This window comes from Streptomyces sp. S4.7, from assembly GCF_010384365.1.
In the GTDB taxonomy this organism is placed as follows: domain Bacteria; phylum Actinomycetota; class Actinomycetes; order Streptomycetales; family Streptomycetaceae; genus Streptomyces.
Window position 1 is genome coordinate 2,444,152 of sequence record NZ_CP048397.1, and the last position, 21,613, is coordinate 2,465,764.

A 21,613-nucleotide genomic window follows, 5' to 3' on the forward strand; every position below is an offset into this window, starting at 1 on the left:
CGGCCGGGCGATGGCTGGAACACTATTGTTCAGCCATGGGGCAAACAAGGTCTTGTTTGTTCCCGAACATAATTTCTTCGTGCGGTAACCTGCCGTCATCCGCCGCACGGCGGAGCGGGGCGCGGCCCGGACAGGCATGGGGTGGGGCAATGCAGGAGAACCTGGTGACCAGGACCGGACTGGCCGCACACATCCCGGACTCCAGCGCACGCGGGATCGCGGCCGCGATGACCGACCTCATCAGATCCGGCGAACTCGCGCCCGGCAGCACCCTGCCCACGGTGCGCGGCCTCGCCGCCGAACTCGGCGTCAGCCCCGGCACCGTGGCGGAGGCGTGGGCGGCGCTGCGCAGGCATCGGATGATCACCACGCTCGGCCGCCGGGGCAGCGTCGTCAGCGGGCCGCCGACCGTCCCGCACCCGGCCCGTTTCGAGCGTGTGGGGGACCTCGGGTCCCATCTCACGCTGGATCTCGCCGTGGCCGCCCCGGACCCCGCCCTGCTGCCCGCGCTGGAGGACGCCCTGCTCGCCGGGGCGCGGAGTCCGCGGCTCAACGACTACTCCCGTTGCGCCATCACACCCGCACTGCTGGATGCCGTGCGGGACACCTGGCCGTTCGAGCCGGGCGCCTGGACGGCCGTGGGCGGCGGCTACGAAGGCGTACAACTGCTCTGCCAGTCCCTGATCGTGCCCGGCGACCGGGTCGCGGTGGAGGAACCGACGGCGGCGCGACTGCTGGACATCCTCGAAGCGCTCGACGCGCAGATCCTGCCGGTCGCCTGCGACACCGAGGGGCCGCGCCCCGACTCCCTGGCCGAGGCGCTGCGGCAGCGTCCCGCGCTCTTCCTGCACCAGTCACGGGCGCAGGCGCCGTGCGGCTGGACGGTCAGCGAGGAACGGGCCGCCGCGCTGGCCGCGTTGCTCGAAGGCTCCCCGAACGTCGTCGTGATCGAGGACGACGGCATCGGCCCCGTCGCCATGGGCCCGGCGGCGAGCATCGGCGCCCATCTCCCGCACCGGACGGCGCTGGTGCGCTCGTACTCCAAATCGTACGGGCCCGACCTGCGCATCGCGGTGGTCGGCGGGCCCAGGGAAGCCGTGGAGCGGGCACGGGTGTTGCGTACGTTCGGTACGGGGTGGACCAGCCGGATCCTCCAGGACGCCCTGGCGTATCTGCTGACCCACGACGACACGACCCGCCGCGTACGGGCCGCCGCGCACCGCTACGACCTGCGCCGCCGCGCGCTGGCAGACCGCCTGGCCGGCCACGGCGTGGACACCGCCAACCGGGACGGGCTGATGCTGTGGGTACCGGTCGCGGACGAGACGTCGGCGCTGGTCACCCTGGCGGCGCGGGGCGTCACCGTCTCCCCGGGCAGCCGCTTCTGCGTCTCCTACGCCGCCCCTCACGTACGGATCGCCACCAGCCGCCTCACGGAGGATCCGCAGGCGCTGGACGAGGCGGCGGCACTGATCGCCCTGGCGGCATCGGCCTCGACGGGTCGACCGGGCTGATCGCGCCCGTCACCCGGGTCGGCAGCGCGGTCGAGCAGTTCACCACCCGCGATCGCCGCATCCCGAAGAGGCTGTGACGCCGCTGACACCCCCGCTCTCTGGACACCCGTGCGAACCGCTGGGTAACTTGGACTGAGCAAGCGCTTAGACATGTTCCGGCAGTGATTCGAACCGAAGGAGAGGGCTTCCGTGCGCCGTAGCGTTTACAACGAGGACCACGAGGCGTTCCGGGAGACCCTCCGCGCCTTCATCGAGGCCGAGGTCGTGCCCGTCCACGACGAGTGGTACGCCGAGGGCCTGGTCCCCCGCGATTTCTACTACAAGCTCGGTGAGCTGGGCATCTTCGGTATCGAGGTGCCGGAGGAGTACGGCGGCGCGGGCGAGGAGTCGTTCAAGTTCCAGGCGATCATTTCGGAGGAGTGCGCCCGCGCGGGCGTCTCCTTCGGAGGTTCCGGCGTGCATGTCGCGCTCTGCCTGCCCTATGTGAAGGCGTACGCCACCGAGGAACAGAAGAAGCGGTGGCTGCCCGGCTTCGTGACCGGCGAGACCATGTACGCCATCGCCATGACCGAGCCCGGCACCGGATCCGACCTCGCGGGCATGAAGACCACGGCCAAGCTCTCCGCCGACGGCTCGCACTACGTCCTCAACGGGGCGAAGACCTTCATCACCGGCGGCGTGCACGCCGACCGGGTCATCGTCTGCGCCCGCACCGCCCCGCCGAGCCCGGAGGACCGCAGGCACGGGATCTCGCTCCTCGTCGTGGACACCCGGTCCGAGGGGTACGCGGTCGGCCGCAAGCTCGACAAGCTCGGCCTGAAGTCCTCCGACACCGCCGAACTGTCCTTCACCGACGTCCACGTGCCCGCCGAGGACCTGCTCGGCGAGGAGAACAAGGGCTTCTCCTACCTCGGTCAGAACCTGCCGCAGGAGCGCCTGGGCATCGCCGTCGGCGCGTACGCGCAGGCGTCGGCCGCGATCCGGTTCGCCCAGAACTACGTGCAGGACCGCACCGTCTTCGGCAAGACCGTCGCCTCCTTCCAGAACACCAAGTTCGAACTCGCCGCCTGCAAGGCCGAGGTCGACGCCGCCGAGGCCGTCTGCGACCGCGCCCTCGAGGCCCACGACGCGGGCGAGCTGTCCGCCGCCGAGGCCGCCTCCGCCAAGCTCTTCTGTACGGAGGTCGCACACCGCGTGATCGACAAGTGCCTCCAGCTGCACGGCGGCTACGGCTACATGAACGAGTACCCGATCGCCCGCCTGTACGCCGACAACCGCGTCAACCGCATCTACGGCGGCACCAGCGAGGTCATGAAGATGATCATCGCCAAGTCCATGGGCCTGTAGGGCGCGCTGAGCGATCAGCGCCATGAACGCACTGGAGTCCCTCCTCGAACTGCTCGACCTGGAGCGGATCGAGGAGGACATCTTCCGCGGCCTCAGCCGCTCGGCGGCCATCCCGCGCGTCTACGGCGGCCAGGTCGCCGCGCAGGCCCTGGTGGCCGCGGGCCGTACCGTCCCCGCCGACCGCCCTGCGCACTCCCTGCACTCGTACTTCCTGCGGGCGGGCGATCCGGACGCGCCGATCGTCTACACCGTCGACCGCATCCGCGACGGCCGGTCCTTCACCACACGCCGGGTGGTGGCCGTCCAGCACGGCCGGCCGATCTTCCATCTCTCGGCGTCCTTCCAGACGTACGAGGAGGGCCTGGAGCACCAGGAGCGGATGCCGGACGCGCCCGATCCGGAGAGCCTGCCGACGGCGGCCGAGCTGCTGCCGCGGTACGCGGACCGGTTCACCGACCCGTCCGTGGCCGACCGGCTGATCCAGGCGCGCGCCGCGGTGGATCTGCGGTACGTGGACGCCCCGCCGTATGCCACCGCCGGGCAGCCGCGCGAGCCCCGCTCGCAGGTGTGGTTCCGCGCGGTCGGCAAGCTCGCCGACGACCCACTGCTGCACGTCTGCCTGGCGACGTACGTCTCCGACATGACACTGCTCGACTCGGTGCTGCTCGCGCACGGCCGGGGCGGCTGGGCGAGCGGTGACATCGTCGGGGCGAGCCTGGACCACGCGATGTGGTTCCACCGCCCCTTCCGCGCGGACGAATGGCTGCTGTACGACCAGACGTCGCCCTCCGCCTCCGGCGGCCGGGGACTCGGCCAGGCGCGAATCCACACCCAGGACGGACGGCTGGTGATCTCGGTCATCCAGGAGGGCGTCATGCGGGTGCCCCGCGCCTGACGCCGCGTCAGCGATTGCGCCGGCGCGTGACCTCGGACTGCGCCAGGCGCACCGCCTCCTTCAGCTCCACGGCCGCCGCGCCCTGCGCCTTGGCCAGCGTCAGCAGCGTCTCGACGCGCCAGGGCTCGGGGAGGTCGGACTCGACCGTGCCGTACGGCCGTTCGCGTCCGAGGTCGGCCGTGGTGGGCAGCGCGGTGCCGATGTACACGTCGATCAGCCGGACCGTCTCGTTGAGGTGCCGGCGGAGCTTGTCCCACTGCTCGGCGGCCACCTCGATCCGGTCGCGCTGCTCCCGCAGGGAGTCGACGTCGTCCGTGGTCATCAGGCGCTTCGCGTGGCGGCAGCGCAGGAGCGAGATCTGTTCGAGCGCCGCGGCGGAGGTGCTCAGGTCCTCACGCTGCCGGTCGCGCCTGCGGTATTCGCGCGTCTTCAGCACGCCGAGGACCGTCAGCGCCAGGGTGGCGATCCCGACGCAGAGCGCCACCAGGGGGGTCGCCCAGCCGGGCGGGGAACCGGCGGCCATCGCGGTGAGGGCCTCGACGGAAGGCTGCTTCAGCGGCGGGGAAGCGAGGGGGTGCATGACTTTTCCGTTCGTGCGGGATCGGAGCGCTGCGGTCGGAAGGGGCGGGGGCCACTGCCCTGCCACCGCGCGAGGAGCCGGATGGGCCCTGCGTCGTGCTCGGACAGGGCGTCAGGAGCGGGGCGGCCAGACGAGTTCGGCCAGTCCGTCCATGTCGGTCATGACGATCTGGCGGTATCCGCTGCGGGCCACGCCGAGCGCCTTGAGCTCCTTGAAGGCGTTCTCCACGGTGGAGCGGCCGACGAGCAGGGCGTCGGCGAGATCCGTCTGGCGTATGCCGGCGATCCGGACCCCGAGCGGGTCCTTCTTCCCCGAGACGGTCGCCAGGTGGTACAGCAGGGCGCCCACCCTGGCCAGGGCGGGGCGCCCGAACGTGCCGTAGATCATCTCGTCGCTGCGGTTGCGCGCTTCGAGACTGCGCAACAGCGCCATCTGCACGTCGGGCTGGCGGGTGAGTACGGAGTGCATCCGCGCGGTCGTGAGGCTCATGACCCAGGTGTCACCGAGGCAGACCGTACGGCCCCCGGCGTGCGAGCCGACGAGATTGGCCTCGCCGAGAAGCTGCCCGACACCGCGGAAACGGACCAGCTTCGTACGGAGGTGGGTGCGCTCCCGCGCGACGCAGCCGCCCAGGACGATATGAACCGCGCCGTCCTCACGGCCGACGGGCAGTTCGTCCCCGGCGGGGTGGACCCGGCTGTCGCCGCGGCCCACGAAGTGGCGCTTCCACTGCCGGTCGGAGAGGAAGGACAGGAAGCTGCCGTCCGGCATGGGCTGGCGTCCGTGGACGACACCGGCGGGGTTGAAGGACTCGACGTCCGGGGGCACGGTCGCGCTCACCGCCCGGGGACCCGGGGCGGCGGGCCACAGGTACGGGAGACGCTGAGGGGGACCGTGCCGTGGTCAACGGCTGTCGGCATGAGGGTCTGAGCTCCTCTAGTTGACGAGGATCATTGAGTGGCGGGTCCAGCACCTCTCATCGACCTTGATCACCCGCTGGTTTAGGACGGGAAGGATGATGAGCGATTGGAAGCACATTACCCCGGTCCGGGGGCAGTTCACAGCCGCGTATGACGTGCGGTACAGCTTGCCCCGACGGGTACACACCATGCGCACATATGCGCCACGTCCGCCGTCCTGTGGCGATGGTCACAGCAGGACGGTTCGGGCCGGAAAGTAAATTCACACAGCAACTTGATGCCGTCGAAATTGCTTCTTTCCGCGGCCAATCACCGGTCCCGCACCATGAGATTTCCCGGCGAATTACCCGGAAATAAACGAGGGCTCCTGGGAACCACCCCTGGAGCCCTCGATGAGAGGTCTGGACCCGCCAAGGCTCAGACCGACAGTCAGTAAACACCACACCCGGACCGGCTGAGAGCCGAATCCCGGCCCTCCGGCCGCCAGAAACCCCAGCAGGAGTGATTTTGGCGCGGCGATTTCGACAAGCGCTGTCCCACGACACCAGCACAGAGGTGGCTACGGAACGCTGTCACTCCAGCACGAAGCGGAGTGACCATGGCTTCTTGTTCACCCGATGGGGTGAAGACACGAGCCCGCATTCAAGCACTGCCCGCGATCCGGGACGACAGCACGGACTTCCATATTTCTCAGCGCACGGCTGTCGGCTTCCGACAAGGCGCGGATCATGATCAACGGCGCGGCTCCGGCACGTAGATCACCAGGAACGGTGACCGATGCGGTCCCATTCACCTTACGAATTACGGTGGAATTGCACCGTCCGCGACCCGTGATTGCGCTGAATTCGTGCTCCGTCGCACGGTTCTCGCGAATTGCGGACGGCATCGCCGACGCGGACCGGGGAAAGCGGCACCCGGCCGGCACGACGTCAGACGTACGAAGTCGGCGACCGGCTACAGAAGTTGGGCCTGGTGCAGCAGGTACTCCGTCATGGGGTCGTAGAAGCGCGGGTCCGTCACATGGTCGTCCAGGGGAACCGTCACCTGGAGGGTGCCCTCGGCCTCGCCGATGAACAGGGCCGGGTCGTTGCAGTCCGCGTAGCCGATCGAGTCGAGTCCCCGCTGGCCCGCGCAGCCCGCCCAGCCGTGGTCGGCCAGCACCAGGTCCGGCTGCGGTCTGCCCTCGCGCTCCAGGCCGTCCAGGATGGCCCGCATCGGCTCGGGCGAGTGGGTGTGCCAGAGCGTGGCCCCGCGCTCCAGCATCGCGACCCCCGCGAACTGGAACACCATGCCCTCGTCGGCCATGAGCCCGCCGGGGATCCGGACGATCTCGCAGCCCGCCAGCCGCAGCGCGTCCGCCGTCTGCCGGTGCACGTCCAGCAGCCCGCCGGGGTGACCGGTGGCGAACAGCACCCGCTCCTGGCCCGCCGCCGCCTTGCGCAGCCGCGCCGCCATCCGCCCCAGGGCGTCGACGGTCAGCTCGGGGTCGATGGTGTCCTGGCCGTGCCGGTGCTCCGGATCGTCGCTGACCCCGCACCGCTCCGCCATCACGGCGAGCACGTCCTGCTCGTCGGTCCAGCGGTCGCCGAGCTCCAGGCCCAGCCAGAAGTGGCGGTCGCCGTTGGCGAGCTTGCGATAGTGGGAGAGGTTGTTGTCCCTGGGAGTGGCCACGTCTCCGGCGATACGCGTACGGACGAGGTGGTCGACGAGAGCTTCGCGGCTGGGTATCGGCATGAGCCCATTGTGCCGTCAGGTCTCCGCGCGGTGCCGCTCGTCCCCGTGACTGGACGTCGTGCCGATGAAGGAGTTCTTGTGCCAGCATCACCCGGTCCCGGCCGTCCCGTGGAGAACTTCACCCTGCCCGGCGGGGTCCTCGGCGGCGACGACACCTTCGTACGGAGGGAGTACCGCCTCGACGAGCGCCGGGGCGCTCCCCTGGTCCTGGCCTTCTACCCGGGTGACGACACCAGCGTCTGCACCCGACAGCTGTGCTCGTACTCCAGCGGTCTGGAGACGTTCACGGAGCTGGGGGCCGAGGTGTGGGGCATCAGCCCGCAGGACGTCGACAGCCACGAGGCGTTCGCCCGCAGGTACGGCCTGCGGATCCCGCTGCTCGCCGACACCGACCGCACGGTGGCGCGGGCGTTCGGGATCGCCGCCCCCGGGATCGGACTGCGCCGGGCGGTGTTCCTGATCGCGCCGGACGGCACGCTGCACTGGAAGCACGTGTCGCTGCTCGGCGCGACGTTCCAGCCGGTTCGGACGCTGGCCGGGGAGCTCGCCGCGCTGAAGGTCTGATCGGCTCGGGCGACGGGCCGTCACGGACGCGGCGCGCCGTCCTCTTCACCGAGGGCGGCGAACGCGCCGTGGGCCAGGCGGCGCAGGAGCGTTTCCGCCACCGCCCGCCGGGGGGTGCCGCGGCCGTCGGGGCTCAGGTGCGGTGTCGAGTTCAGCAGGCCGAAGACGGCGTGCACGGCGCCGCGCGCGACCGGCTCGGGGACGTCCTGGTGGATCTCGCGGACGACACCGACCCACAGCTCCACGTACTGCCGCTGGAGCTGCCGTACGAGTTTGCGGTCGCTGTCCCGCAGCCGGTCCAGTTCGCGGTCGTGCAGGGTGATCAGCGGGCGGTCGTCCAGCGCGAAGTCGATGTGGCCGTCGATCAGCGAGGCGAGCACGGCCGCCGGGTCACCGGCCGACGCCGCCACACGCTTCCTGCCGCCGTCGAGGAGCCGGCCGCTGATGCCGACGAGCAGCTCGGCGAGCATGGCGTCCTTGCCCGCGAAATGGCGGTACAGGCCCGGCCCGCTGATGCCGACGGCCGCCCCTATCTCATCGACGCCCACGCCGTGGAAGCCGCGCTCGGCGAAGAGCCTGGCGGCCTCGTTGAGGATCTGCTCACGGCGCGTCGGTGCCGCGGTCCTGGTGCCCATGGAAAACCATTCTAGACAGGAGGGTTAGCGGTCGTTAACCTGAGGAGGCTACGTTAACGCTCATTAACCGTGCGAGGGAGCTCGATCGATGCAGCAGGCACCCGTGCTGGCGAGCGCCGCGGACCCGGCGTCCGAGGCCTGGCGCGTGAACGAGGCGGCGCATCAGGAGCTCTCCGGCGCTCTGCGCGCCCGGCTCGCCGCCGCGCGGCTCGGCGGCGGCGAGAAGTCCCGCGCCCGGCACGTGGCACGCGGCAAGCTGCTGCCCCGCGACCGGGTGGACACCCTGCTCGACCCGGGCTCGCCCTTCCTGGAGCTGGCCCCGCTGGCGGCGGAGGACATGTACGACGGCCAGGCGCCGGCGGCCGGGGTGATCGCCGGGATCGGCCGGGTCAGCGGCCGTGAGGTGGTCGTGGTCGCCAACGACGCCACGGTCAAGGGCGGGACGTACTACCCGATGACGGTGAAGAAGCATCTGCGCGCCCAGGAGGTCGCGCTGGAGAACAGACTGCCGTGCGTCTATCTCGTGGACTCGGGCGGCGCCTTCCTGCCGATGCAGGACGAGGTCTTCCCCGACCGTGACCACTTCGGCCGGATCTTCTACAACCAGGCGCGGATGTCCGGCGCCGGCATCCCGCAGATCGCGGCCGTGCTCGGCTCCTGCACGGCGGGCGGCGCGTACGTCCCCGCGATGAGCGACGAGGCCGTGATCGTCCGCGGCCAGGGCACGATCTTCCTGGGCGGCCCGCCTCTGGTGAAGGCGGCGACCGGCGAGGTCGTCACCGCCGAGGAACTGGGCGGCGGCGAGGTCCACTCCCGTACGTCGGGGGTCACGGACCATCTCGCCGAGGACGACGCGCACGCGCTGCGGATCGTCCGCACGATCGTCTCGACGCTCCCCGAGCGCGGCCCGCTGCCGTGGAAGGTCGAGCCGGCTCAGGAGCCGAAGGTCGACCCCGCGGGGCTCTACGGGGCGGTGCCGGTCGACTCGCGCACGCCCTACGACGTCCGCGAGGTCATCGCCCGGCTGGTGGACGGCTCACGGTTCGCGGAGTTCAAGTCCGAGTTCGGTACGACGCTGGTGACGGGCTTCGCCCGGATCCACGGCCACCCGGTGGGAATCGTCGCCAACAACGGCATCCTGTTCTCCGAATCGGCCCAGAAGGGCGCGCACTTCATCGAGCTGTGCGACCAGCGCGGCATCCCGCTGCTCTTCCTCCAGAACATCTCCGGCTTCATGGTCGGCCGCAGTTACGAGGCGGGCGGCATCGCCAAGCACGGCGCGAAGATGGTGACGGCCGTGGCGTGCGCGCGCGTACCCAAGCTCACGGTCGTGGTCGGCGGTTCGTACGGCGCGGGGAACTACTCGATGTGCGGCCGGGCCTACTCCCCCCGCTTCCTGTGGATGTGGCCCAACGCCAAGATCTCCGTCATGGGCGGCGAGCAGGCGGCCTCGGTGCTGGCGACGGTCAAGCGCGACCAGATCGAGGGCCGCGGGGATCAGTGGCCGGCCGAGGAGGAAGAGGCGTTCAAGGACCCGGTGCGCGCCCAGTACGACGCGCAGGGCAACGCCTACTACGCGACGGCGCGGCTCTGGGACGACGGGGTGATCGACCCGCTGGAGACCCGTCAGGTGGTGGGTCTGGCGCTGACGGCCTGCGCCAACTCCCCGCTTCCCCAGAAGGACAGCACCGCCCCCGGCTTCGGCGTCTTCCGGATGTGAGTGACAGATGACCACCAGGACGATCAGGACCCCCCAGCCCATGACCAGCATGTTCGACACGGTCCTCGTCGCGAACCGCGGCGAGATCGCGGTGCGCGTCATCCGTACGCTGCGCGCGCTCGGCATCCGTTCCGTCGCGGTCTTCAGCGACGCCGACGCCGACGCCCGGCATGTACGTGAGGCGGACACCGCCGTACGGATCGGTCCGGCGCCCGCCTCCGAGAGCTATCTCGTGAGTGACCGGCTGCTGGAGGCCGCGGCCCGGACCGGCGCCCAGGCGGTCCACCCCGGCTACGGCTTCCTCGCGGAGAACGCGGACTTCGCGCGGGCGTGCGCGGACGCCGGTCTCGTCTTCATCGGCCCGACCGCCGACGCCATCTCACTGATGGGCGACAAGATCCGCGCCAAGGAGACCGTGGCGGCGGCCGGGGTGCCGGTGGTGCCCGGCTCCTCGGGCAGCGGACTGACCGACGACCAACTGGCCGACGCGGCCAGGGAGATCGGCATGCCGGTGCTGCTGAAGCCGTCGGCGGGCGGCGGCGGCAAGGGCATGCGGCTCACCCGCCTGGAGTCGGCCCTGCGCGACGAGATCGCGGCGGCCCGGCGCGAGGCCCGCGCCTCCTTCGGCGACGACACGCTCCTGGTCGAGCGGTGGATCGACCGGCCGCGCCACATCGAGATCCAGGTGCTGGCCGACGGGCACGGCAACGTGGTCCATCTCGGCGAGCGCGAGTGCTCGTTGCAGCGCCGCCACCAGAAGATCATCGAGGAGGCGCCGTCCGTCCTGCTGGACGACAAGACGCGGGCGGCGATGGGCGAGGCCGCGGTGCAGGCGGCGCGCTCCTGCGGCTACCGGGGCGCGGGGACGGTGGAGTTCATCGTGCCGGGCGAGGACCCGGCCTCGTACTTCTTCATGGAGATGAACACCCGTCTTCAGGTGGAGCATCCCGTCACCGAGCTGGTCACCGGTCTGGATCTGGTCGAGTGGCAACTGCGCGTCGCCGCCGGTGAGCGGCTTCCCTTCACCCAGGACGACATCACCCTCACCGGGCACGCGATCGAGGCCCGGATCTGCGCCGAGGACCCCGCGCGCGGCTTTTTGCCGTCGGGCGGCCGCGTGCTGTCGCTGCAAGAGCCGCAGGGCGAGGGCGTGCGCACCGACTCCGGCCTGAGCGAGGGCACGGAGGTCGGGAGCCTGTACGACCCGATGCTCTCGAAGGTGATAGTGCACGCCCCGGACCGCGCGACGGCGCTGCGCCGGCTGCGGGCGGCCCTGGCGGAGACGGTGACGCTGGGCGTCCCGACGAACGCCGGCTTCCTGCGGAGGCTGCTGGCCCACCCCGCCGTGGTGGCGGGCGAGCTGGACACGGGCCTGGTGGAGCGCGACGCGGACGCGCTGGTGGCGGCGGAGGTGCCGGCCGAGGTGTACGAAGCGGCGGCGGCCGTCCGGGAACACGCGCTGGCCCCCGCCCCTTCCCCGGAAGGCGGCTCCGGAGGCGGCTGGACCGATCCCTTCTCCGTACCGAACGGCTGGCGGATGGGCGGCATGGCCGTGCCGGTCGCCCACCATCTGCGGGTACCGGGACACGAGCCCGTCACCCACCGGCTGCTCGGCACCGGCCCGTCCCGTGTGGAGACCGACCGGGTCACCGTCACCGTGGACGGGATGACGCACACCTTCCACCGGGCGGACGACTGGCTCGGCAGCAACGGCGACAGCTGGCACGTACAGGACCACGATCCGGTGGAGGCGGCGCTGCTCGGAGCCGCCGGCGCGGGCGGCGTCGACGCGCTCACGGCCCCGATGCCCGGCACCGTCACGGTCGTGAAGGTGGCGGTCGGGGACGAAGTGGTGGCCGGTCAGGGCCTGTTGGTGGTCGAGGCGATGAAGATGGAGCACGTCGTCGCGGCCCCGCACGACGGCACGGTCACGGAGCTGGACGTGACGGCGGGCTCCACCGTCGCCATGGACCAGGTACTGGCCGTGGTCGCCCCCGCCGCGGACCCGGCCTCCACCGACAGCGCCGCTGTCGACCCGGCCTCCACAGAAGGCACCGCCGTCATCTCCGCCGATGCCGACGCCTCCGCCGTCCCCGCCGCCGCTGCCGCCGCACCCCCCACGGTCCCCGAGGAGGAGAAATGACGCTCCCCATGACCGTCATGGACGAGGGCCTGCCGACCCGGATCCGGATCCACGAGGTGGGCGCGCGCGACGGCCTCCAGAACGAGTCGGCGATCGTCCCGACCGAGATCAAGGCGGAGTTCATCCACCGCCTCGCCGCCGCCGGGCTCACCACCATCGAGGCGACCAGCTTCGTCCACCCCGACTGGGTGCCCCAACTGGCCGACGCCGAGCGGCTGTTCCCGATGGTGCGTGATCTGGAGAACGTGCGGCTGCCCGCCCTCGTCCCGAACGACCGCGGTCTCGACCGGGCGCTGGCCCTCGGTGTCCGTCAGGTGGCCGTCTTCGCCAGCGCGACCGAGTCGTTCGCCAAGGCCAATCTGAACCGCACGCTGGACGAGTCGCTCGCCATGTTCGAGCCGGTCGTCGCCCGCGCCCGCGCCCAACGGCTCCATGTCCGGGGCTATCTGTCGATGTGCTTCGGCGACCCGTGGGAGGGCCCCGTCCCCGTCGGCCAGGTCGCCCGGCTCGTCAGGACCCTGGTCGACATGGGCTGCGACGAGGTGAGCCTCGGCGACACGATCGGTGTGGCCACCCCCGGCCATGTGCAGAGCCTGCTCGCCACCCTCATCGAGGAAGGCGTGCACCTGTCGAAGGTCGGCGTCCACTTCCACGACACGTACGGCCAGGCACTCGCCAACACCTTCGCCGCGCTCCAGCACGGAGTGACCACCGTGGACGCGTCGGCGGGCGGCCTCGGCGGCTGCCCCTACGCCAAGAGCGCCACCGGGAACCTCGCCACCGAAGACCTCCTGTGGATGTTGCAGGGCCTCGGTATCGACACCGGGGTCGACCTCGGCCTCCTCACCGCCACCAGCGTGTGGATGGCCGAACAGCTGGGGCGACCCAGCCCCTCCCGCACCGTCAGCGCCCTCTCCCACAAGGAGTCCTAGCCATGTCCCTGGACCACCGGCTCTCACCCGAGCACGAGGAACTGCGCCGTACCGTCGAGGCGTTCGCCCAGGACGTCGTCGCGCCCAAGATCGGCGACTTCTACGAGCGGCACGAGTTCCCGTACGAGATCGTGCGCGAGATGGGCCGGATGGGCCTGTTCGGCCTGCCCTTCCCGGAGGAGTACGGCGGCATGGGCGGCGACTACATGGCGCTCGGCATCGCCCTGGAGGAGCTGGCCCGGGTCGACTCCTCGGTGGCCATCACCCTTGAGGCGGGCGTCTCGCTCGGCGCGATGCCGCTGCACCTCTTCGGTACGCAGGAGCAGAAGCGCCAGTGGCTGCCGCGCCTGTGCTCGGGCGAGGTCCTCGGCGCCTTCGGACTGACCGAGCCCGAGGCCGGCTCGGACGCGGGCGGCACCCGCACCACGGCCGTCCGGGACGGCGACGAGTGGGTCATCAACGGCTCGAAGTGCTTCATCACCAACTCGGGCACGGACATCACCGGACTGGTCACGGTCACGGCCGTCACCGGCCGCAAGGAGGACGGCAGGCCGGAGATCTCCTCGATCATCGTCCCGTCCGGCACCCCCGGCTTCACGGTCGCCGCCCCGTACTCGAAGGTCGGCTGGAACGCGTCGGACACCCGTGAACTGTCCTTCTCCGACGTCCGGGTGCCGCTGACGAACCTGGTCGGCGCGGAGGGCCGCGGGTACGCCCAGTTCCTCCGCATCCTGGACGAGGGCCGCATCGCGATCTCCGCGCTGGCGACGGGTCTGGCGCAGGGCTGTGTGGACGAGTCGGTGAAGTACGCGAAGGAGCGCCACGCCTTCGGCCGCCCGATCGGCGCGAACCAGGCCATCCAGTTCAAGATCGCCGACATGGAGATGCGTGCCCACCTGGCCCGCCTCGGCTGGCGCGACGCGGCTTCCCGGCTGGTCCACGGCGAGCCTTTCAAGAAGGAGGCGGCGCTGGCGAAGCTCTACTCCTCGACGGTGGCGGTGGACAACGCCCGCGAAGCCACCCAGATCCACGGCGGCTACGGCTTCATGAACGAGTACCCGGTGGCCAGGATGTGGCGCGACTCCAAGATCCTGGAGATCGGCGAGGGCACGAGCGAGGTCCAGCGGATGCTGATCGCCCGGGAGTTGGGGCTGTAGGGGGCGATCGGCGCGACGGTCCGGCCGGGGGACGTGGCCCCGGCCGGCTCCGGCGGATCGATCCCACCGGACACCTCGAACACCGCTCCTGTGATGTGCTGCGCCCATGAACGGCGCTCTCTCGACACTTGTGGCTGTCCTCGGCACCCTTCTGGGCGTGGTCGTCACTCACATATTCCAACGCGATTCATCGAAACGGGCGGAGAGTTTCACGCTCGGCCAGCAGCTCCGCTCGGAGCGGCTGGCCGTCTACAGCGACTTCGCGGGGGCCGTTACGGAGCTTCGCCGAGGCCAGCAGGATCGCTGGCACAGGAAGCGCGAAGACCCCGAGAGCCCTGCCCACTTCGAGGCACGCACCGAGTCCTACCGCCTCCGCGGAGTGGCTCTGCACGCCCTGTTCCGGGTGCAGCTCATAGCCAGTTGCCCCGAGGTGGTCGACGCCGCGAGGGCCGCGTACGAGAAGGCGTCCTCCATCCCCCAGGCCACTGACCGCCAGGAGCTGAGCACCAACGGCGAGCAGGCGAGAGAGCGTTTGGAACGCTTCATCGTCCTGGCCTCCACCGACCTCCGGTGAAGCCCTGGGACGCCCGCCGTCGAAAACCGCACCGCCGGGCCGACGACTTGCCCGAACGTTGACGTCACCCCGCCCCGCCGCGGTGCTCCAGCACGTTCACGACCCGGCCGCCCGGATCGCGTACGAAGAAGCGGCGCACTCCCCACTCCTCGTCGCGCAGCGTGTGGACGATCTCCGCGCCGCTCGCGCGCACGGCGGCGTACGCCGCGTCCACATCGTCCACCTCGACGCTCATGTCGGGGACGACCGGCCCCGTCGCGTCCTCCGTCAGGAAGCTGACCTGGGCGGTGGGGGCGGACGGTGAGGCGAGGGTCATGATCCAGCCCTGGTTCATGACCTCCTCGAAGCCGAGCAGACCGTAGAACTCCCGGCTCCGGGCCAGCCCTTCGGGCTGCGTCTGGATGTTGGGCACGACGCGGCGGATCGACATCGCTGACTCCTGGGGAGAGGCGGGACCAGTCCCCCCACTGTGCCCCGGACCTCGGACACCCGCCCCGTACGCAGAGGTAAGGAAGGTTAGGCTAACCTGTCTGAACTACCCATCGGCCGGTCCTCGGCGTGTACGGAAGCGGACATCGACATGCGCAACGCCCTTCATTCGCCCCTCAGCCGTCGCGGCGTGCTCGCCGTCGGCGGTGCCGTCGGTCTCGGCGTCGCGCTCGCCGCCTGCGGGAGCGGTGACGACAAGAGTACGGACGCGGGCGGCGACGCGAAGTCGGGTCCCTGGTCCTTCAAGGACGACCGCGGCGAGACGGCCGAAGCCGGCAGCGTCCCGAAGAACATCGTCGCCTTCACCGGCACCGCCGCCGCGCTCCACGACTACGGGATCGAGGTCAAGGGCGTCTTCGGGCCGACCACCACCAAGGGCGGCGAGCCGGACATCCAGGCGGGCGACCTCGATGTCACGAAGGTCGAGATACTCGGCAACGTCTGGGGCGAGTTCAACGTCGAGAAGTACGCGGCGCTCGCCCCGGACCTGCTCGTCACCGCCCAGTGGGTCGAGGGTGAACTCTGGTACGTCCCCGAGCAGTCCAAGGACAAGATCCTCAAGCTGGCTCCGAGCGTCGCGCTCCTCGCGGCGGAGACCACCGTCCCCAAGGCGATCCAGCGCCACGCGGACCTCGCCGAGTCCCTGGGCGCGGACCTCAAGGCCAAGAAGGTGACCGACGCCAAGGCCCGGTTCGAGAAGGCCGCGGGCCGGCTGCGGGCGGCCGCGAAGTCCAAGCCGGACGTCAGGATCATGATCGGCTCGGCCAGCCAGGACCTGTTCTACGTCTCCCTCGCCAAGATGTCCGCCGACACCCTCTACCTCCAGGAGCTGGGGGTGAGGTTCGTCGAGCCGAAGGTGAACGCGCAGGGCTTCTTCGAGGAGTTGAGCTGGGAGAACGTCGACAAGTACCCGGCCGACATCATCATGATGGACAACCGTTCCTCCGCTCTCCAGCCCGAGGCCCTGACGTCCAAGCCGACCTGGGCGCGGCTGGCCGCGGTCAAGGCGGGCCAGGTGATCCCCCGCGTGACCGAGCCCATCTACTCGTACGACAAGTGCGCGCCGATCCTGGAAGACCTCGCCGACGCCATCGAGAAGGCCAGGAAGGTCGCCTGACCCATGACGACCGCGACGCCGCGCACGAACGCGACACCCGCGACGCCCGCGACGGCGGCCGGCACCGCCCCGTTCCGCTTCTTCGCCCTTCAGGTCGTACGGACCCGTCGTCTCGGCCCGTCCCTGGTCCGCGTCACGTTCGGCGGCGACACGAGCCCCGGCAACGCGACGGGCGGCGCGGGGCTCACGGGCTTCGCTGCCGGCGGGCGCGACCAGAGCCTGTCCCTCTTCCTGCCGAGGCCGGGGCAGCGGGCGCCGATGGTCCCGGTGGAGGAGGGCGAGGGCTGGTGGGCGGCCTGGCGGGCGCTGCCCGAGGACGTGCGGGCCGTGATGCGCTCGTACACGGCGCGCGAACAGCGCCACGACCCGGACGAGCTGGACATCGACTTCGCCCTGCACCCCGACGGCGGACCGGCCTGCCGCTGGGCGGACGACGCGGCGCCCGGTGACCGCGTGCTCGTCCTCGGGCCGGCGGTCGCGGACAACACCGCGGTGCGCTTCCGGCCCCCGGCCGGTACGGACTCCGTGCTGATCTGGGCCGACGAGACGTCCCTGCCCGCGGCCGCCGCCATCCTGGAGTGGCTGCCCGCCGGGACGAAGGCGCGGGTCTGGTTCGACGTGCCGTACGCCGCCGACCGCATGGAGCTGCCGACGGCGGCCGACGCGACCGTCCACTGGCTGGCGCGCGACGAGGACGCTCCCTCGGCCCTGGACGCGGTACGCGCCGCCGAACTGCCCGGCGCCTCGCCGTACGCGTGGGTCGCGGGCGAGGCGGGGACGGTGAAGGAGCTTCGGCGCCATCTCGTACGGGAGCGGCGACTGAACCGCCGGCACGTCACGTTCGTGGGCTACTGGCGCCGGGGTCTGAGCGAGGAGCAGTTGCGGGAGGAGGCGGCGAAGGGCGGCTAGCGTCTGTCGTTCGGATCAGGCCGGATCAGGGCACGCACCGGACGCCGTGAGCCCCGCCCTGCGGGCGGACGACGCCAGTTCGAAGACAGGAAACCAGCTCCTGTCCGCGTGCCGTGCGTACGGTGCGTACGGCCGCCGTCAGGCAGCGGCCTCCATCACCGGGGCCGGAACCGGGGCCGGGGGCGTCGCGGTGTGGCCGCCCGCGGTCAGCCACGCGGTGGTCACCGCGGCGTGGGCCTGAGCCGTCGCGGCCGGCAGATCGCCCGTCAGCCGCACCGGGGCGCCGATGTGCACACGAAGCTCCGGGCGGCGCAGCGGCGCGCGCGCCAGTCTCGTGAACTGCCCCGGCCCGCTGCCCGACATGACGCTCCGGGCTCCCCTCTGCCCGAGAGGCACGACCGGTGCGCCGGTGGCGGCGACGAGGCGGGCGAGGCCGCTGCGGAACGGGTGGGGAGCTGTCTCGGTGGCGCTCTCGAAGTCCGGTATGCCGCCCTCGCCGTAGATGACGACGAGCCGGCCACGCGCGAGCGCCGCTGCGGCGTCTTCGAGGCAGGCGGCGGCCCGCGGGTCGGCGCGGCGGACGGGGATGTGCCCGTCGTGGGCGAGCGCCCGCCCGAGGAGCGGCACGCGCCACAGGCCGGCGGCCGCCATCACGACCGGCTCCACGCCCAGCCGGTGCAGCGCGGCGAGCACGATCGCCGGGTCGCTGAGCGAGGTGTGGTTCGCGGCGACGACGCTCCCGGGCGCCAGTTCGGCGGCCCCGTCCAGCGTGACCGTGAGACGGCCGAAGAACGGCACCAGTGCGGCGGCCGTGCGGCTGAGCATGAGGGGCCTCCGGGGCTCCGGGACGGACGGGGTTCGTGGACGGCGTGTGGTGGTTCTCATGGTCGCCGGGAGCGCGGGCGGCGGCGTGAGTACGCGTACTCAACCGCGCGACGGGCCCTGAGGTACGGCCAACCCGCCCACCACACGCCCGCGTTCAGGCTTCGTCCGGGTAGCCCCACTCCACATCGATCGCGGCCGACGGCACGACGTCGTGGACCGCCGCCGTCACGTCGCGCTCGAAGGCGGTGCTCCACACCCCGAACCCCCGGACGCTCAACGGCCACCTGCCCGTTGTCACCTTCACCGATATCGGTTCCCGGAACTTCCGGAGCCGCACGTCCCGGTCGATCGAGTGCTCCCGCAGAACCTCGGCCAGCGCCGTCTTGACGGTCTCGGCCTGTTCGATGGATTCGAGCTTGTCGACGCGGAGTGCGAGATGAACGTTCACAGACATGCGCCGCACCCTATCGAGCCCTGCCACGACGGCTGTCGCACGGGCCGGACGCCGCCTTCGCCACCACGGCCTCGTCGCTGACGCGGCGGCCGGACCGCGCGCTTCGCTCCAAGCGCCGCCGTCCCGATCCGAGACCGGCGGGCGCCCGTGCACGGTCTCGCACGGGCGCCCGCCCCCTAGGTCCTGTCTTCGAACCGGCGTCCGTCCGGACGGACGGACCCGTTCACTCGGCGGGCCACGGCACCACCGGTGAGCGGTAGTAGTCGATACCCAGCGCCGTCAGCCGCGGCCCCTGCGCCGCGAGCCGGTACTTGTACGTGTCCCAGTCCCGCGCCGACTGCGGGGACCAGCCGATCTCCGCGACACCCGGCAGCCTCGGGAACGCCATCTCCTCGATGTGGTCGCTGGTCGACAGGGTCTCCGTCCAGAGCGGCGCCTCGACGCCGAGCACCGCTCCCGGGGCGACGCCCGCGTCGGCGAGATAGGCCGCCGGGTCCCAGTCGTAGGAGCGGTTCACCTCCACCAACCCGGCCCAGGACTGGCCCAGTTGGGTGTTCCGGTCGTACTTCATGTCCAGGTAGACCCGGTCGGCCGGCGAGAGGATCAGCTTCGTGCCGCCCTTCGTCGCCTCGGCGACCTGCGCGCGCTCTGCGGCGCCCGTGGCGTCGTAGCCCCAGTACTGGGCCACCGCGCCCTTCACCGGATCGGCGCCGGTCAGCTGGTGCCAACCCACCACCTTCTTGCCGTACTTGCCCACCACCGCCTGTGTCCGCCGCATGAACTCCACATAGTCCTCATGGCTGGTGGAGTGCGCCTCGTCGCCGCCGATGTGCAGGTACCTGCCGGGTGTCAGCTCGGCCAGCTCGCGCACCACGTCGTCCACGAAGTCGTACGTGATCTCCTTGGACGCGCACAGCGAGCTGAAGCCGACGGCTGTTCCGGTGTAGAGCGGCGGCACGACTCCGTCGCAGTTCAGCTCGGCGTACGAGGCGAGCGCCGCGTTCGTGTGGCCCGGCATGTCGATCTCCGGGACGACTTCGAGATGGCGGGACGTGGCGTAGCGCACCAGTTCGCGGTACTGGGCCTTGGTGTAGTACCCGCCCGGTCCGCCGCCGACCTGCGTCGAACCGCCGTGTGCGGCCAGCCGCGGCCAGGAGTCGATCGCGATGCGCCAGCCCTGGTCGTCCGAGAGGTGCAGATGCAGCGTATTGATCTTGTAGAGGGCCAACTGATCGATGTAGCGCTTGACTTGGTCGACGCTGAAGAAGTGCCGTGAGACGTCGAGCATGGCGCCCCGGTACGCGTAGCGCGGCTTGTCCGTGATGGTGCCGCCGGCGACCTTCCAGGGGCCGCGCTGCCGGCTGTCGCGCTCCACGGCGGCGGGGAGGAGCTGCCGCAGTGTCTGGACGCCGTGGAAGAGCCCGGCGGGCTCGCGGGCGGTGAGGGTGACACCGTCCCGGTCCGACTCCAGCCGGTATCCCTCGTCGCCGAGCGCGCGGTCCCGGTCGCCGGACACCAGCCGCAGCCGGATCACGTCGTCGCCGTGCCCGCGGCCGGGGCGGTCGTCGGTGATCCGCAGGCCGTAGCCGGTGGAGGGGCGCAGCAGCCCCGCCAGATAGGTGCCGACGCTCCGCGCCTCGCGGGAGTCGTCGTCGACCCGGATGCGGGTCGAGCCGGTGATGGCGTACGGCTTCCCGCCCGGCCGCACCGAGGCGGGCGCGGGGACGACGTCGCCGAGCGGGCGGACGGACTGGGCTGCTCCGGCCGCCGTACGCCAGCCGCCACCGCCGCCACCGCCTCCGCCGCCGCCCACACCGCCGCCGCCCCCGTCTCCGGGGTCCGCGGCCGCGACTCCGCCGGAGGCGGCCAGGCACGAGAAGAGGGCTACGGCGACGAGGAGCGGCGCGCGCAGACGCCGGGACGGGGGCCGCGGGGAGGCGCGGGGTGCGGTGGGCGTGCGTAACGCGGAAAGGACTCGGGACGTGGGAGGTGTGGGGGATGTGGGGGACGTTCCGTGCTGTCTCACAGGCTTGGGCCCCTTCAGGGAATTCAGGACTGTGGTGCGGAGCAACCGAACTTCCCCATCCGAACCCAACGCCCCGTCGGTGGTCAAGGTGTAGACCATTTCTCGGCGCCTCGATGGAACAATCGGCGCATGGCGGAAATCATCCAGAAGGACGGCACCTGGACCTTCGACGGCGACACGGTGCGCATAGTGCCCGGCAGCGACAAGCGCGTGAGTCTGCTGCGCAAGTCGCTCGGTGAAGTCGCCGTGCCGCTCCGGGCGTTGGCGGGCATCACCTTCGAGCCGGGCCGCAAGTCCGGCCGGCTCAGGCTGCGGCTGCGCGACGGCGCCGACCCGCTCACGAGGGTCGCCGGTGGCAAGCTGGACGACGGCTCCGATCCGTACCGGCTGACCGTGGAGAACGACCGCGCGGGCGTCGCGGAGTACTTCGTCGACGAGGTGCGCAACTCCCTGCTGCTCGACGAGGTCGGCACGGGTCCCACCGAGCGCTATCTGCTGCCCGGCCCCGCCCTGCCGATCACGATGGGCGCGGGCGACGGGACGGCCACCTTCGACGGGGAGGAGATCCGGCTGGAGTGGAACTGGAAGACGGAGGAGTCGAAGTCCTCGCGGGGCACCACCACCCTCTCGCTCGGCGATGTGGAGGGTGTGGAGTGGCGGCCGAGCGCCGGTATGGAGAACGGCTTCCTGCGTTTCCGCGTCGGCCGGGGCAATTCCCCGGCGCCCAAGTACGACCCGCACGCCGTGGAGCTGTACGGCTTCCGCAAGGACCCGCTGATGGCGCTGGTGGCCGCCGCCGTGGTCGCCCGGCTGCCGCACCCGAACGCGGGAGCCGCCGCGCCCGCGCTCCTGGCCAAGACGCCCGAGCCCGCCGACGCCGTCCCCGCGCCGGCCGGCGCGACCGCTCCCGTTCCGGCCCCGGCGAGTGGCGACGATCATGACGCGCTGCTGCGCAGGCTGCGGGAGCTGGGTGAGCTGCACCAGGCCGGGATCCTGACGGCGGAGGAGTTCACGACCGCCAAGCAGGCCGTGCTGAAGCGTCTCTGAACAGCCTCCCGGAGGGGATCATGGGCACTCC

20 protein-coding genes are annotated in these 21,613 nt (G+C 71.2%); 12 read left to right on the forward strand and 8 right to left on the reverse strand.

Translation table 11 applies throughout. From position 1 onward, the window contains the following. Positions 1 to 149: 149 nt before the first annotated feature. The 3 genes from SSPS47_RS10680 to tesB all read left to right on the forward strand — a co-directional run bounded on the left by SSPS47_RS10680 (position 150) and on the right by tesB (position 3,756). On the forward strand, positions 150 to 1,514 hold the full coding sequence (locus SSPS47_RS10680) for an aminotransferase class I/II-fold pyridoxal phosphate-dependent enzyme (protein ID WP_164250567.1): 1,365 nt from the start codon (positions 150 to 152) through the stop codon (positions 1,512 to 1,514). 189 nt (positions 1,515 to 1,703) lie between these two features. Continuing rightward, positions 1,704 to 2,861, forward strand: coding sequence for an acyl-CoA dehydrogenase family protein (locus SSPS47_RS10685; RefSeq protein WP_164250569.1), 1,158 nt, complete (start codon positions 1,704 to 1,706; stop codon positions 2,859 to 2,861). Positions 2,862 to 2,883: 22 nt separating this feature from the next. Next, positions 2,884 to 3,756 carry an acyl-CoA thioesterase II gene (gene tesB, locus SSPS47_RS10690; protein ID WP_164250571.1) on the forward strand — a complete coding sequence of 291 codons (873 nt, stop codon included), beginning with the start codon at positions 2,884 to 2,886 and terminating at the stop codon, positions 3,754 to 3,756. Positions 3,757 to 3,763: 7 nt separating this feature from the next. Here tesB and SSPS47_RS10695 read toward each other — a convergent pair whose 3' ends face one another. From SSPS47_RS10695 to SSPS47_RS10705, 3 genes are all read right to left on the reverse strand, one after another. Then, complete coding sequence (locus SSPS47_RS10695; protein WP_164250573.1) at positions 3,764 to 4,336, reverse strand: hypothetical protein; 573 nt, start codon at positions 4,334 to 4,336, stop codon at positions 3,764 to 3,766. A gap of 111 nt (positions 4,337 to 4,447) precedes the next feature. After that, positions 4,448 to 5,176: a Crp/Fnr family transcriptional regulator gene (locus SSPS47_RS10700; protein ID WP_164250576.1), complete on the reverse strand. Its 729-nt coding sequence runs from the start codon at positions 5,174 to 5,176 to the stop codon at positions 4,448 to 4,450. Positions 5,177 to 6,210: 1,034 nt separating this feature from the next. Beyond that, entirely contained in the window at positions 6,211 to 6,990 is a 780-nt protein-coding gene (locus SSPS47_RS10705) for a phosphatase (protein ID WP_164250577.1), read from the reverse strand. A gap of 78 nt (positions 6,991 to 7,068) precedes the next feature. Between SSPS47_RS10705 and SSPS47_RS10710 the strand changes: the two genes are divergently transcribed. Further along, entirely contained in the window at positions 7,069 to 7,554 is a 486-nt protein-coding gene (locus SSPS47_RS10710; protein ID WP_164250579.1) for a peroxiredoxin, read from the forward strand. Positions 7,555 to 7,574: 20 nt separating this feature from the next. Here SSPS47_RS10710 and SSPS47_RS10715 read toward each other — a convergent pair whose 3' ends face one another. Then, positions 7,575 to 8,189, reverse strand: a complete 615-nt coding sequence (locus SSPS47_RS10715; RefSeq protein WP_164250581.1) for a TetR/AcrR family transcriptional regulator — start codon at positions 8,187 to 8,189, stop codon at positions 7,575 to 7,577. Between the two features lie 88 nt (positions 8,190 to 8,277). Here SSPS47_RS10715 and SSPS47_RS10720 point away from each other — a divergent pair, with 88 nt between their 5' ends. The 5 genes from SSPS47_RS10720 to SSPS47_RS10740 all read left to right on the forward strand — a co-directional run bounded on the left by SSPS47_RS10720 (position 8,278) and on the right by SSPS47_RS10740 (position 14,715). Next, a complete protein-coding gene (locus SSPS47_RS10720) occupies positions 8,278 to 9,909 on the forward strand; it encodes a carboxyl transferase domain-containing protein (protein ID WP_164250583.1) in 1,632 nt (543 codons plus the stop codon). Positions 9,910 to 9,958: 49 nt separating this feature from the next. Further along, a complete protein-coding gene (locus SSPS47_RS10725) occupies positions 9,959 to 12,052 on the forward strand; it encodes an acetyl-CoA carboxylase biotin carboxylase subunit (protein ID WP_203558055.1) in 2,094 nt (697 codons plus the stop codon). Next, positions 12,049 to 12,984 carry a hydroxymethylglutaryl-CoA lyase gene (locus SSPS47_RS10730; protein WP_164250584.1) on the forward strand — a complete coding sequence of 312 codons (936 nt, stop codon included), beginning with the start codon at positions 12,049 to 12,051 and terminating at the stop codon, positions 12,982 to 12,984. The genes SSPS47_RS10725 and SSPS47_RS10730 overlap by 4 nt, the downstream gene beginning before the upstream one ends. 2 nt (positions 12,985 to 12,986) lie before the next feature. Beyond that, positions 12,987 to 14,141, forward strand: a complete 1,155-nt coding sequence (locus SSPS47_RS10735) for an acyl-CoA dehydrogenase family protein (protein ID WP_164250586.1) — start codon at positions 12,987 to 12,989, stop codon at positions 14,139 to 14,141. A 157-nt stretch (positions 14,142 to 14,298) separates the two neighbouring features. Further along, positions 14,299 to 14,715 (forward strand): hypothetical protein, encoded by a 417-nt coding sequence (locus SSPS47_RS10740; RefSeq protein WP_239064843.1) that lies wholly within the window; start codon positions 14,299 to 14,301, stop codon positions 14,713 to 14,715. Positions 14,716 to 14,779: 64 nt separating this feature from the next. Here the strand turns inward: SSPS47_RS10740 and SSPS47_RS10745 are convergent, their stop codons facing one another. Next, on the reverse strand, positions 14,780 to 15,145 hold the full coding sequence (locus SSPS47_RS10745) for a VOC family protein (RefSeq protein WP_147875388.1): 366 nt from the start codon (positions 15,143 to 15,145) through the stop codon (positions 14,780 to 14,782). Positions 15,146 to 15,295: 150 nt separating this feature from the next. On the opposite strand from SSPS47_RS10745, the gene SSPS47_RS10750 reads away from it, so the two are divergent. Continuing rightward, positions 15,296 to 16,321 carry an ABC transporter substrate-binding protein gene (locus SSPS47_RS10750; protein ID WP_164250590.1) on the forward strand — a complete coding sequence of 342 codons (1,026 nt, stop codon included), beginning with the start codon at positions 15,296 to 15,298 and terminating at the stop codon, positions 16,319 to 16,321. A gap of 3 nt (positions 16,322 to 16,324) precedes the next feature. After that, entirely contained in the window at positions 16,325 to 17,230 is a 906-nt protein-coding gene (locus SSPS47_RS10755) for a siderophore-interacting protein (protein WP_164250592.1), read from the forward strand. A 138-nt stretch (positions 17,231 to 17,368) separates the two neighbouring features. On the opposite strand, the gene SSPS47_RS10760 is transcribed toward SSPS47_RS10755, so the two are convergent. The 3 genes from SSPS47_RS10760 to SSPS47_RS10770 form a co-directional block, all read right to left on the reverse strand. After that, entirely contained in the window at positions 17,369 to 18,055 is a 687-nt protein-coding gene (locus tag SSPS47_RS10760) for a lysophospholipid acyltransferase family protein (protein ID WP_164250594.1), read from the reverse strand. 154 nt (positions 18,056 to 18,209) lie between these two features. Next, positions 18,210 to 18,509, reverse strand: a complete 300-nt coding sequence (locus SSPS47_RS10765; RefSeq protein ID WP_164250596.1) for a hypothetical protein — start codon at positions 18,507 to 18,509, stop codon at positions 18,210 to 18,212. Positions 18,510 to 18,732: 223 nt separating this feature from the next. Continuing rightward, positions 18,733 to 20,322: a beta-N-acetylhexosaminidase gene (locus SSPS47_RS10770; protein ID WP_239064844.1), complete on the reverse strand. Its 1,590-nt coding sequence runs from the start codon at positions 20,320 to 20,322 to the stop codon at positions 18,733 to 18,735. A gap of 342 nt (positions 20,323 to 20,664) precedes the next feature. Between SSPS47_RS10770 and SSPS47_RS10775 the strand changes: the two genes are divergently transcribed. Continuing rightward, positions 20,665 to 21,582, forward strand: coding sequence for a DUF4429 domain-containing protein (locus SSPS47_RS10775; RefSeq protein WP_164250597.1), 918 nt, complete (start codon positions 20,665 to 20,667; stop codon positions 21,580 to 21,582). Positions 21,583 to 21,613: the final 31 nt, after the last annotated feature.